Raw genomic sequence first — 11,615 nt, forward strand, 5'->3', positions numbered from 1 at the left:
AGGCGCCAGCCGATGGGGGCAAGGCGCCAAGGCCTCTTCGCCGACCCGCCGGCTCCTGCGTCCAGGGTGATGCTCAGTTGCCGGTTTCGCTGCGCTTGCTGCTGATTTCCGCCGGCACGTCGTCACCGGCCATGCGCTTGCGAAACAGCGCCGCGCGGGCCAGCAGCAGCGTGGTCACCGGCACCGTGATCGACATCAGCACCGGGATCAGCCAGGCGTGCAGCACCGGCCCGGATTTGAGCGTGGAAAAGTACAGGATCGATGCCAGCGCCACGGCCCAGGAGCCCATGGTCGACGCCAGGGCCGGCGGGTGCATGCGCTGGAAGTAGCTTTTCATGCGCAGGATGCCCAGGGCGCCAATCAGCGCAAACAGGCTGCTGATCACCAGCAGCAGGGCCACCAGCACTTCCACCCAGAGGGGCAGTTGTTCCAGGCTGTTCATTCGATCACCTCGCCGCGCAGGAGGAATTTGGCCAGGGCGAAGGAGCCGACAAAGCCGAACAGGGCAATCAGCAGCGCCGCCTCGAAGTAGGTATCACTGGCGTAGCGGATGCCCAGCACCAGCATCATCAGCATCGCCAGGATGTACAGGTAATCCAGGGCCAGGACTCGGTCCTGGGCCGAAGGGCCCTTGAACAGGCGTACCAGGGTCAGGACCATGGCCAGGGAAAACAGGAACAGGCTCAGCAGGATCGCGTTGGTCAAGAGGACGCTCATTCGAAAATCTCCATCAGCGGGCGCTCGTACGTGGCCTTGAAGTGCTGGATGAATTGCGCCTCGTCCTTCAGGTCGAAGACGTGCAGCAAGAGCAGGCTGCGGTCCAGGGACAGCTCGGACCAGACCGTGCCCGGCACCACCGTGGTGATGGTGGACAGCGCCGCCAGGCCGTTGGGGTCACGCAGGTCGAGGGGGATCTTGACGAAGGCCGAGCGCACCGGGCGCCGGCCGTTATTGAGCACGCCCCAGGCCACCAGCAGGTTCGACACCAGCACATCGCGGCCCACCAGCAGGAACAGGCGCAGGACGGTGCCGGGGCGGCGGATACGGATCGGCAGCGGCCGCAGTGGCCGCATCAGCAGCGGCGCGAGGAAGCCCAGCAGGGCTCCCAGCAGCAGGTTGCCGGGGCTGACGGACAGGTTCAGCACCAGCCACAGTAGCCACAGCGCCAGGGACAGGAAGGGCGCGGGAAACAGGCGCTTCATGGTTGCACCTCCGCCGCCGCGGCGGCCTTGGACTCAGGGCTGAGCACGGTACGGGTGCCGAGTACCGCCATCACATAATGCTCCGGGTGGTTGAGGCTGTCGGCGGTGGCCTGGGTGAAGCGCAGCAGCGGCTCGGCCTTGAAGCTGAGCAGCACGCAGAGCCCCAGCAGCACCACGATCGGCACGCACTCCAGGCGCCGCAGCACCGGTGAAGGGCGCTCCTCCGGGCTCCAGAAACGCTGGATGCCCAGGCGCGCAAAGGCGATCAGCGAGGCCAGGCCGGAGAGAATCAACAGCGCCAGGAAGCACCAGGCCGCCACCGTGATCGGCGCCCCGTCGCTGGCACCCAGGCCCAGGGGATTGAGCAGGGCGGCGATCAGGTTGAGCTTGCCGATAAAGCCCGACAGCGGCGGCATGCCGATGATCAGCAGGGCGCAGGCAATGAAGCTCAGGCCGAGGAAGGCCATGGTCCAGGGGATCACCTGGCCTACCACCACTTGCTGTTCATCGTCGAGGTTGCTGCCCCGGGGAGGGGGAAGCGCTTCCATGGGCCGTGGGAGGATTTCACCTTCGTCCTCCAGGGGCACTTCAACCGCCGAACGCGAACGCTCGATCAGTTCCGCCAGCAGGAACAGCGCGCACAGGGCCAGGGTCGAGCTGAACAGGTAGAACAGCGCCGCGCCGGTGAGCGCTGGCTGGGCGAAACCGATCACCGAGATCAGGATACCCGCCGACACCAGGATGCTCAGGGCGGCCATGCGCTCCAGGCGCTGGGCCGGGAGGATCGCCAAGGCCGCGCAGAAGATCGTCGCCATGCCGCCGTACACCAGCCACTGGTTGCCGAAGTGGGCCGAGGCCCCGGCCTGCCCGGAAAACAGCAGGGTCCACAGGCGCAGCACGGTATAGATCCCGACCTTGGTCATGATGGCGAACAGCGCCGCCACCGGGGCGCTGGCCGAGGAGTAGGCCGGCACCAGCCAGAAGTTCAGCGGCCACATGCCGGCCTTGGCCAGGAAGGCGATGGCCAGGATCGCCGTGCCGGCGTGCAGCAGGCCGCGGTCGGCTTCCGGCACCAGCGGGATCTTCATCGCCAGGTCGGCCATGTTCAGGGTCCCGGTGACCCCGTAGATCATCGCCGTGCCGATCAGGAACAGCGACGAGGCCAGCAGGTTGATGGTGATGTAGTGCAGCCCCGAGGACACCCGCGCGCGCCCCGAGCCGTGCAGCATCAGGCCGTAGGAAGCCGCCAGCAGCACCTCGAAGAACACGAACAGGTTGAACAGGTCGGCGGTCAGGAAGGCCCCGTAGAGGCCCATCAGCTGGATCTGGAACAGCGCGTGGAAGCTGGCCCCGGCGCCGTCCCAGCGGGCCATGGCGAACAGCAGCGCGCTGACCCCGATGATCCCGGTGAGCACCAGCATCAGCGCCGACAGGCGATCCACCACCAGGGCGATGCCGAACGGCACCTGCCAGTTACTGGGCAGGTACACACCGAACGAGCCGGTGGCGCCCTGGGCCTGGGTCCAGTACAGCAGGTACACCGCCAGGGCCAGGCCCAGCAGGGTCGAGAACAGGTTGATGCGGGCCTTCAGCGGGCGGTGCTTTTCCCCCAGCAGCAACATCACCGCAGCCGTCAGCAGTGGCAGGAGGATGGGGGCGACGATCAGGTGCGACAACGAACTCATTCCTTGGGCTCCCGGCCGTCGACGTGGTCAGTGCCGGTCAGGCCCCGCGAGGCCAGGAGCACCACCAGAAACAGCGCGGTCATGGCGAAGCTGATGACGATGGCGGTGAGCACCAGCGCCTGGGGCAGCGGGTCGGTGTAGTGCAGCAGGTCCTGGGGCACGCCGTCCTTGACGATCGGCTCCTTGCCGATGAACAGGCTGCCCATGCTGAAAATGAACAGGTTGACCGCGTAGGACAGCAGGCACAGGCCCATCACCACCTGGAAGGTCCGCGGGCGCAGCACCAGCCAGACGCCGGACGCGGCGAGGACCCCAATGGCGATTGCGATGACTTCTTCCATCAGGCGGCTCCGTTGTGGATCGTGGTTTTTGACTGGCTGGCCGGCTTGTGGGCCCGCACCGATTGGTGCGCCAGGGCCGTGAGGATCAGCAGGGTTGCGCCCACCACCACCGCGTACACGCCAATGTCGAAGAACAGCGCACTGGCGATATGGATGTCACCGAACAGCGGCAGGTCCACATGCACCGTGTGCGTGGTCAGGAACGGGTAGCCCCAGGCCAGGGCGCCAAGGCCGGTGGCCAGGGCGAACAGCAGGCCGGTACCCATCCAGCGCAGCGGCCGCAGGCTCATCTGGGCCTCGACCCACTGGGTGCCGGCCACCATGTACTGGAGGATGAACGCCACCGACATCACCAGCCCGGCGACGAAGCCGCCGCCCGGCAGGTTGTGCCCGCGCATGAACAGGTAGAAGGACACTACCAGGGCGATCGGCAGCAGCAGGCGCACCAGCACCGCCGGCACCATCATGAAGCCCAGGGCGGTATCGCTGGCCTGGCGCGGGTTGACCAGGTCGGTGACCACGTCCGGGGCCAGCAGGCGCTGTTGCGCCGGCAATTGCATGCTTTCCTTGGGCGGGCGGAAGCGGCGCAGCAGGGCGAACACGGTCAGCGCCACCGCCGCCAGCACGGTGATCTCGCCCAGGGTGTCGAAGCTGCGGAAGTCCACCAGGGTCACGTTGACCACGTTGGTGCCGCCGCCTTCAGGCAGCGCACGGCTGAGGTAGAACGAGGAAATGTGGTTGGGCGTGGGGCGGGTCAGCATGGCGTAGGACAGCACCGCCATGCCCAGGCCCACGGCCACCGACAGGCTCAGGTCGCGCAGGCGGCGAATGCGCGCCTTGGGCACGCTGCTGGGCAGCGGCGAGACATCCTCGATCCGCCGTGGCAACCAGCGCAGGCCGAGGAGGATCAGCACCGTGGTCACCACTTCCACCACCAGCTGGGTCAGGGCCAGGTCCGGCGCCGAGAACCAGACGAAGGTCACGCAGGTCATCAGGCCGCAGACGCTGACCATGGTCAGGGCCGCCAGACGGTGGTACTTGGCTTGCCAGGCGGCGCCCAGGGCGCAGGCGATGGCCAGCAGCCAGAAGGTCACGAAGACGATCGAGCCGGGGATCTTCGGCCGGTCGCCCCAGCTCAGCTGGCTGTAGAGCATGGGGATCAGCCCGGCGATCACCGCCGCGAGGATCAGCACGAACAGCTGGGTCTGCAGGCGCTTGGTGCTCAACCGGCGTTCCAGGCGCCGGGCCAGGCGGGTCATGCCCACCAGGCTGCGTTCGAACAACAGCTTGCCGTTGAGGCGGCCGACGCCCGGCGGATAGGCGAAACGCCCGGCCACCAGCGGCTTGTGCAGCAGCAGGTAGAGCACGATACCGCCGCACATGGCGATCAGGCTCATGATCATCGGTGCATTGAGGCCGTGCCAGATCGCCAGGCTGTATTCGGGCAGGGTGCCGCCCACCACGGGCAGCGCCGCCGCGGCGAGCAGCGGGCCGATGATCTGCGCCGGGAAGATGCCCACCAGCAGGCAGGTGAACACCAGCAGCTCCACGGGCGCGCGCATCCAGCGTGGTGGCTCGTGGGGCGTGTGCGGCAGGTCGGTGGCCGGTTCGCCGAAGAACACGTCGACGGTGAAGCGCAGGGCGTAGGCGACACTGAAGGTCCCGGCGATGGTGGCGATCACCGGCAGGGCGGTTTCCACCCAGGCGCTGGAGTTGATGAACACCGTCTCGGCGAAGAACATCTCCTTGGACAGGAAACCGTTGAGCAGCGGCACCCCGGCCATGGAAGCACTGGCCACCATGGCCAGGGTGGCGGTGAACGGCATCAGCTTGATCAGGCCGTTGAGCTTGCGGATGTCGCGGCTGCCGCTTTCGTGGTCGATGATCCCGGCGGCCATGAACAGCGAGGCCTTGAAGGTGGCGTGGTTGAGGATGTGGAACACCGCCGCCACCGCCGCCAGCGGGCTGTTCAGGCCCAGCAGCAGGGTGATCAGCCCCAGGTGGCTGATGGTGGAGTAGGCCAGCAGGCCCTTCAGGTCGTTCTGGAACATCGCGCAGTAGGCGCCCAGCACCAGGGTGCAGGCCCCGGCGCCGCTGACGATGTAGAACCATTCTTCGGTGCCGGACAACGACGGCCACAGGCGGGCCAGGAGAAACACCCCGGCCTTGACCATGGTCGCGGAGTGCAGGTAGGCCGAGACCGGCGTCGGCGCGGCCATGGCATGGGGCAGCCAGAAGTGGAAGGGGAACTGTGCGCTCTTGCTCAGGGCGCCCAGCAGGATCAGGGGCAACAGGATTGGGTAGAGGGCATGAGCCCGAATCTTGTCTCCGGCAGCTAGCACCTGATCCAGGTCGTAGCTGCCGACCACATGGCCGAGCAGCATGACCCCCGCCAGCAGGCACAAGCCCCCGGCGCCAGTGACCATCAAGGCCATGTAGGCGCCGCGGCGGGCATCGGAGCGATGGTGCCAGTAGCCGATCAGCAGGAACGAGAACAGGCTGGTGAGCTCCCAGAAGAACACCATCTGGATCAGGTTGCCGGAGATCACCAAGCCGAGCATGGCGCCCATGAAGGCCAGGAAGAAGGCAAAGAAGCGCGGCACCGGATCCTGCGGCGACATGTAATAACGCGCGTAGAGCGCCACCAGGCTGCCGATGCCCAGCACCAGCAGCGAGAACAGCCAGGCAAAGCCGTCCAGGCGCAGCACGAAGTTCAGCCCCAGGCTTGGCAGCCAGGCATACTCCTCGCGAATCACCCCGCCGTCGGCGATCTGCGGGTACAGCAAAGCCACCTGGAGGGTGCCAATGAGCGCCACCAGGCCAGCCAGCAGAGATTCGGTGTTACGTGCGTTGTGCGGCAACAGGGCCGCCAGACAGCTGCCTATGAACGGCAGAAGCAGTAGAACTATCAGGGACATAGGCTTCTAATCTGCGGAAAAGTATGACGCATAATACGTGCCAGGCCCCCGATCACCAACCGCCATGCGCGGCCCGGCCCCCCAAAGAAATGTTACATGCGCTTTCAAAGGTAGGAGACAAACGCCCGATGCGCCCATTCACTGGGCGCTGTGGGGCCAATGCCCTGCCCAGGCCAACCGGCTGCAAGGATCGACAACGATGCACCTCATTCAAGGAACGACCATGGGTCGGATGATTCGACGCGGATGTTTCGCTTTACTGTTCACCGCCTTCGGCGCGGCGCTGGGCATTGGCCTGGAGCATTATCTCGACCGTCCCGACATGCTCCAGACCCGCCAGGCGCTGATCATCGAAGGCCCCTTGGGCGATGAGCACAGCTACCAGCTGCCGCCGGGCACGGTGCTTTACTTCGACCACGCGCTGGCCGAGGGGCATGCGCTCTACCACGCCTATTTCTATTTCCGCGGCACGCCCGAGCATGACCCGGTGCGGCTGGAGCCCAAGCACCAGGGCTCGCTGATCGCCCCGACCTGGCTCTACGCCCCCGGGGACCCCGCGCTGTAAGAGCCGGCTTGCCAGCGCAGGGGCCGGCAAGCCGGCTCCTACAGTCCGTTCGCGGCCTGGTCGGCCATTGCCGGTTGATCGGCATCCGCGGCCCGGCCCTTGGGCTTCCATTCGCTGATGATCACCGCCAGCACGATCAACACCCCACCCAGCAGCGCCAGCCCCGGTAACCGCTCCCCGGCGATCCGCCCGACAATCCCGGCCCACACCGGCTCACCGGCATAGATCAGGGTGGCGCGGGTCGGCGAAACGCTTTTCTGCGCCCAGTTCATCGCCAGCTGGATCGCCGCGCTGGCAGCCCCCAGGCCCAGGGCGCTGGCCAGCAGCAGCCAGGAAAACCCCGGCAGGGTTTCGCCGGTCGGCAGCACCATGGCAAACGCCAGCAGCGAGGTGACCGCCAGTTGCACCACGGTGACCCGGCGCACATCGACCCGCCCGCCGAAGCTGCTGATCAGGATGATCTCCGCGGCAATGGCCACGGTACTGATCAGGGTGGCGATCTCCCCGGGGCTGAAATCCAGCGACGCGCCGCTGGGCCCGGACAGCAGCATCAGCCCGCTGAACGCCAGCATGATGCCGATGCTCGGCAGCAGCCCCGGGCGCTTGCCCATGAACAGCCATTGCAGCAGGGGCACGAAGGGCACGTACAGGGCGGTGATGAACGCCGACTGGCTGCTGGGAATGCTTTGCAGGCCCACGGTCTGCAGGCCGTAGCCGAGCATGATGGCGGTGCCGATGAAGCTGCCGGCGCACAGTTCGAACAGGGTCAGGCCGCGCAAGTGGCGCACGGAAAACAAGCCGACGATGCACGCCGCCGCGGCAAAGCGCAGGCCGACGAAGAACATCGGCCCGCTGACGCTCATGGCTGTTTGCACCAGCAGGAAGGTGCCGCCCCAGATCATGGTGATCAGCACCAGCACGGCTTCGGCCTTGCTCAATTTGAACTGGAATCCGCGGGAGGGCGTCGGTGTCATGGCCTTGCGTGCTACCTGAGGGGGGACGCACAATGCGCCGGAAGTTGGGCAGTATACTGCGCAGGCCCCGGGAGTGAGCAATATAGTGCACAAAGATAACGTCCAGCGGGCCTCGGTCCTGCAACATGTCAGCCTCAATGTCCGGCGCCTGCGCCATGCCGCGGGGCTGAGCCAGAGCGCTTTGGCGGAAAAGTCCGACGTCAGCCGGCGGATGCTGGTGGCCATCGAGGCGGGGGAGAAGAACGTCAGCCTCGGCACCCTGGACCGGGTGGCCGAAGCCTTGAACGTGGCCTTCAGCGACCTGATCCAGGCCCCGGATTCCCGGGACCCGAGCCGCATCAACGAGCTGGCCTGGGCCGGTGCCATTCCCGGCAGCAAGGCGGTGTTGCTGGCCAAGGCCGAGGCCTGCCGGGAAGTGGAACTCTGGGAATGGAGCCTGGAGCCCGGCGAGGTCTACCACTCGGAGTGCGACGCGGTGGGCTGGAGCGAGCAGATCTATGTCTTCGAAGGTTGCCTGACGGTGTTTTTCGGCGACCACCAGCGGCGCCTGGAAAGCGGTGACTTCTTCATGTTCGCCAGCCATGTGCCCCACGGCTATCGCAACGACGGCAGCCGGGCCACGCGCTTCGTGCGCAACGTGGTGATCTGACTGCCAGGGCCTGGCCACGGCTGTTCGCCCAGCAACAGCAGTTGGACAATTTGCCTGTTTTCAGTTGATGTTGTTTGGCTGAATTCAATCTTAACTATCTGATATACAAGAAATTTATATTTAGGCACGACTCCTGCAATTGTCCTGGCAGGAACTCCCGCGACGGGCGTTCATGTTGATTTTCAGGAAGCGGAGTCGGCCCATGACAGCCACAGCCCAACCCCCCAGTGCCCAGATCATCCAGAGCGATGCGCAAGCCATCAGCGTGGCCCGCGCCCTGGCGCGGCGCTTTGCCGTGGAAGCGGCGCAGCGTGATCGCGAACGGCGTTTGCCGCGAGCCGAGCTCGACGAATTTTCCGCCAGTGGCCTGTGGGGTATCACCATCCCCCGGGAGTACGGCGGTGCCGGGGTGTCCTACGCCACCCTGGTGGAGGTGATCAAGATCATCTCTGGCGCCGATCCGTCTCTTGGCCAGTTGCCGCAGAACCACCTCGGCGTGGTGGACATCCTGCTGCAGACCGCCAGCGAAGAGCAGAAGCGCTATTACTTCGCCAAGGTGCTGCAGGGCTACCGTTTCGGCAATGCGTTTTCCGAAGCCGGCAGCAAACACGTCGGAGCCTTTGAAACGCAGATCCGCTTTACCGGCGAGCAGGCGCAGATCGACGGCGAGAAGTTCTACTGCACCGGCGCCTTGTTCGCCCACATCGTCCCGACGGTGGCGGTGGATGAGCACAACCAGGCGCACATTGCCTTTATCGAGCGCGACAACCCCGGCCTCACGGTCATCGACAGCTGGGACGGCTTCGGCCAGCGCACCACCGCCAGCGGCGGGGTCAGCCTCAAGGCGGTGCAGGTGCCGCGCAGCGCGGTGATCCCGGCCCACCGGGCCTTCGACCAACCCACCGCCGACGGTCCCATCTCGCAGATCATCCAGGCCGCGGTGGACACCGGCATCGCCGTCGCCGCCCTGGAAGACGCCAAGCAGCATGCCCGGCAATCGCGGCCGTGGATCGACAGCGGCCTGGATCACGGCTGGCAGGACCCGTTCACCATCGCCGCCATCGGCGACCTGGAATGGCGCGTGCACGGCACCGAGGCGATCCTGGTCAAGGCCGCCGAGGCCGTCGACCAGGCCCTGGCCAGCCCCAGTGAAGACAGCGTCGCCCAGGCTTCGTTGGTGGTGGCCCAGGCCAAGGTGCTGTCGGCGGAAAACGCCTTGCTCGCCGCCAGCAAACTCTTCGAGCTGGCCGGCACCCGCTCGGTGTCGGCCAAGTACAACCTCGACCGTCACTGGCGCAACGCCCGGACCCACACCCTGCACGACCCGGCCCGCTGGAAATACCACCTGATCGGCAACCACCTGCTCAACGGCGTCAAGCCGGCCCGCCACGCCTGGAACTGAAGGACTGCGCCATGAATGCATTGACCCGCCCCGACACCCCGCAAGCGGCCCTGGAGCACAGCGCCGAAACCCTGCAGCGAGCCCGCGCGCTGTTGCAGCAGACCCTGGACTTCGTCCGCGAGCAGGCCCGGCCCTGGAGCGGCAGCGGCCTGGCCAGGGCCAGCGACGACCCCTATGTGATCAGCCGCTTTGGCGATCTGAAGATCCGCATCGAAGTTGCCGCGGCCCTGCAGGAGCGCGCCCAGCGTCAGCTGCAGGAACACCAGGACCCGGCGGAGATCAGCGTGGCCCTGGCCGAAGCCGCGATTGCCGCCAGCCAGGCGCTGCTGGCCACCAGTGATGCCGAGTTCGAACTCAGCGGCCAGCGCAGCCCGCTGCCGCAGGCCCTGGATGACCCGCTGCGCTGGAAATACCAACTGATCGGCAACTACCGCCTCAACGGCGTGCCACCCCAAGGTTTCAGGAGTGCTGTGTGATGTCCCGTGAAATCCGCCTCAATGCCTTCGACATGAACTGCGTCGGCCACCAGTCGCCGGGCCTCTGGGCCCACCCCCGGGACCGTTCCTGGCAGTACAAGGACCTGGAGTACTGGACCGACCTGGCCAGGATTCTCGAAAAGGGCAAGTTCGACGGGCTGTTCATCGCCGATGTGCTGGGCATCTATGACGTCTACAACGGCAATGGCGAGGCGGCGATCCGCCAGGCGACCCAGGTGCCGGTGAACGACCCGCTGCAACTGATTCCGCCCATGGCGCTGGTTACCGAGCACCTGGGCTTTGGCCTGACCGCGTCGCTGTCGTTCGAGCACCCGTACCCCTTCGCCCGGCGCCTGTCGACCCTGGATCACCTGACCCGTGGCCGCGCCGGCTGGAACATCGTCACCTCCTACCTGGAGAGCGGGGCCAAGAACCTCGGGCAACAGGCCCAGACCGAACATGACGCCCGTTATGACTACGCCGAGGAATACCTGGAGGTTTGCTACAAACTCTGGGAGGGCAGCTGGGAAGACGGCGCGATCCTGCGTGATCGCGAGCGGCGGATTTTCAGCGACCCGAGCAAGATCCACGAGATCCGCCACGTCGGCAAACACTTCCAGGTGCCGGGCATCCACCTGTGCGAGCCGTCGCCGCAACGCACCCCGGTGCTCTACCAGGCCGGGGCATCCAGCCGCGGCAAACAGTTCGCCGCCGAGCACGCCGAATGCGTGTTCGTCGCCGCGCCGTCCAAGGTGCTGCTGAAGAAAACCGTGGCTGACATCCGCCGCCGCGCGGCCGAGGCCGGGCGCGACCCGTCGAAGATCCTGATCTTCAACCTGCAGACGGTGATCCTCGGCGAGACCGACGCCCTGGCCAAGGCCAAGTTCGAGGAATACAAGTCCTGGGTCAGCTATGAAGGCGCCATGGCGCTGATTTCCGGCTGGACCGGCATCGATTTCAGCCGCTTCAAGCCCGACGAGCCCCTCAAGCACGTGCACACCAACGCCATCCAGTCGGCGGTGGAAGCCTTCTCCACGGCGGACCCGAACAAGGTCTGGACGCCCCACGAACTGGCCGACTGGGTCGGCATCGGCGGCTTCGGCCCGTTGTTCGTCGGCAGCCCGGAAACCGTCGCCGACCTGCTTCAGGAATGGGTGGAGGAGACCGATGTCGACGGTTTCAACCTGGCGTACGCACTGACCCACGAAAGCTTTGTCGATGCCGTGGAACTGCTGGTGCCGGAGCTGCAAAAGCGTGGCGTGTACAAGACCGAATACGCCCCGGGCACCCTGCGGGAAAAGCTCTTTGGCGCCGGCCCCCGCCTGCCCGACAGCCACCCGGGCAGCGCCTGGCGCGACCTTGGCGGCCAACCCCAGGAAGCGGCGCAACGCGCCCGCGCCTGA

General features: G+C 66.2%; 11 protein-coding genes and 1 pseudogene. 5 read left to right on the forward strand and 7 right to left on the reverse strand.

Annotated elements, in window-relative coordinates; genetic code table 11:
• Positions 1 to 73: 73 nt before the first annotated feature.
• Genes LXM55_RS24320 through LXM55_RS24345 form a run of 6 tightly spaced genes read right to left on the reverse strand, consistent with a single transcriptional unit; the run spans position 74 to position 6,146 of the window.
• Positions 74 to 442 (reverse strand): Na+/H+ antiporter subunit G, encoded by a 369-nt coding sequence (locus tag LXM55_RS24320; protein WP_233322706.1) that lies wholly within the window; start codon positions 440 to 442, stop codon positions 74 to 76.
• Entirely contained in the window at positions 439 to 717 is a 279-nt protein-coding gene (locus LXM55_RS24325) for a K+/H+ antiporter subunit F (RefSeq protein ID WP_016962858.1), read from the reverse strand. The genes LXM55_RS24320 and LXM55_RS24325 overlap by 4 nt, the downstream gene beginning before the upstream one ends.
• Entirely contained in the window at positions 714 to 1,202 is a 489-nt protein-coding gene (locus tag LXM55_RS24330) for a Na+/H+ antiporter subunit E (protein WP_233322707.1), read from the reverse strand. The genes LXM55_RS24325 and LXM55_RS24330 overlap by 4 nt, the downstream gene beginning before the upstream one ends.
• Entirely contained in the window at positions 1,199 to 2,887 is a 1,689-nt protein-coding gene (locus LXM55_RS24335) for a monovalent cation/H+ antiporter subunit D (RefSeq protein ID WP_233322708.1), read from the reverse strand. The genes LXM55_RS24330 and LXM55_RS24335 overlap by 4 nt, the downstream gene beginning before the upstream one ends.
• Complete coding sequence (locus tag LXM55_RS24340) at positions 2,884 to 3,228, reverse strand: Na+/H+ antiporter subunit C (RefSeq protein ID WP_011060906.1); 345 nt, start codon at positions 3,226 to 3,228, stop codon at positions 2,884 to 2,886. Before LXM55_RS24340 ends, LXM55_RS24335 begins: the two co-directional genes overlap by 4 nt.
• Positions 3,228 to 6,146: a monovalent cation/H+ antiporter subunit A gene (locus tag LXM55_RS24345; protein WP_233322709.1), complete on the reverse strand. Its 2,919-nt coding sequence runs from the start codon at positions 6,144 to 6,146 to the stop codon at positions 3,228 to 3,230. The genes LXM55_RS24340 and LXM55_RS24345 overlap by 1 nt, the downstream gene beginning before the upstream one ends.
• A gap of 223 nt (positions 6,147 to 6,369) precedes the next feature.
• Between LXM55_RS24345 and LXM55_RS24350 the strand changes: the two genes are divergently transcribed.
• Complete coding sequence (locus LXM55_RS24350) at positions 6,370 to 6,711, forward strand: hypothetical protein (protein WP_233322710.1); 342 nt, start codon at positions 6,370 to 6,372, stop codon at positions 6,709 to 6,711.
• Between the two features lie 38 nt (positions 6,712 to 6,749).
• Here the strand turns inward: LXM55_RS24350 and LXM55_RS24355 are convergent.
• A pseudogene (locus LXM55_RS24355) lies at positions 6,750 to 7,776 on the reverse strand (DMT family transporter).
• Here LXM55_RS24355 and LXM55_RS24360 point away from each other — a divergent pair.
• The 4 genes from LXM55_RS24360 to LXM55_RS24375 all read left to right on the forward strand — a co-directional run bounded on the left by LXM55_RS24360 (position 7,771) and on the right by LXM55_RS24375 (position 11,615).
• Positions 7,771 to 8,334: a helix-turn-helix domain-containing protein gene (locus LXM55_RS24360; RefSeq protein WP_233322711.1), complete on the forward strand. Its 564-nt coding sequence runs from the start codon at positions 7,771 to 7,773 to the stop codon at positions 8,332 to 8,334. The pseudogene LXM55_RS24355 and the gene LXM55_RS24360 sit on opposite strands and share 6 nt — an antisense overlap.
• Positions 8,335 to 8,536: 202 nt before the next feature.
• The gene (locus tag LXM55_RS24365; RefSeq protein WP_233322712.1) at positions 8,537 to 9,736 is read left to right on the forward strand and encodes an SfnB family sulfur acquisition oxidoreductase; all 1,200 of its coding nucleotides are present in this window, start codon (positions 8,537 to 8,539) and stop codon (positions 9,734 to 9,736) included.
• A gap of 11 nt (positions 9,737 to 9,747) precedes the next feature.
• The gene (locus LXM55_RS24370) at positions 9,748 to 10,212 is read left to right on the forward strand and encodes an acyl-CoA dehydrogenase (RefSeq protein WP_233322713.1); all 465 of its coding nucleotides are present in this window, start codon (positions 9,748 to 9,750) and stop codon (positions 10,210 to 10,212) included.
• A complete protein-coding gene (locus tag LXM55_RS24375; RefSeq protein ID WP_233322714.1) occupies positions 10,212 to 11,615 on the forward strand; it encodes an LLM class flavin-dependent oxidoreductase in 1,404 nt (467 codons plus the stop codon). Before LXM55_RS24370 ends, LXM55_RS24375 begins: the two co-directional genes overlap by 1 nt.

This window comes from Pseudomonas sp. Au-Pse12 (assembly GCF_021341665.1).
Taxonomy (GTDB): domain Bacteria; phylum Pseudomonadota; class Gammaproteobacteria; order Pseudomonadales; family Pseudomonadaceae; genus Aquipseudomonas.

Bases quoted from the DNA above. Each gene is read 5' to 3' on its own strand.
- LXM55_RS24320 (WP_233322706.1), bottom strand. From the start codon at position 442: ATGAACAGCCTGGAACAACTGCCCCTCTGGGTGGAAGTGCTGGTGGCC.
- LXM55_RS24325 (WP_016962858.1), bottom strand. From the start codon at position 717: ATGAGCGTCCTCTTGACCAACGCGATCCTGCTGAGCCTGTTCCTGTTT.
- LXM55_RS24330 (WP_233322707.1), bottom strand. From the start codon at position 1,202: ATGAAGCGCCTGTTTCCCGCGCCCTTCCTGTCCCTGGCGCTGTGGCTA.
- LXM55_RS24335 (WP_233322708.1), bottom strand. From the start codon at position 2,887: ATGAGTTCGTTGTCGCACCTGATCGTCGCCCCCATCCTCCTGCCACTG.
- LXM55_RS24340 (WP_011060906.1), bottom strand. From the start codon at position 3,228: ATGGAAGAAGTCATCGCAATCGCCATTGGGGTCCTCGCCGCGTCCGGC.
- LXM55_RS24345 (WP_233322709.1), bottom strand. From the start codon at position 6,146: ATGTCCCTGATAGTTCTACTGCTTCTGCCGTTCATAGGCAGCTGTCTG.
- LXM55_RS24350 (WP_233322710.1), top strand. From the start codon at position 6,370: ATGGGTCGGATGATTCGACGCGGATGTTTCGCTTTACTGTTCACCGCC.
- LXM55_RS24365 (WP_233322712.1), top strand. From the start codon at position 8,537: ATGACAGCCACAGCCCAACCCCCCAGTGCCCAGATCATCCAGAGCGAT.
- LXM55_RS24370 (WP_233322713.1), top strand. From the start codon at position 9,748: ATGAATGCATTGACCCGCCCCGACACCCCGCAAGCGGCCCTGGAGCAC.
- LXM55_RS24375 (WP_233322714.1), top strand. From the start codon at position 10,212: ATGTCCCGTGAAATCCGCCTCAATGCCTTCGACATGAACTGCGTCGGC.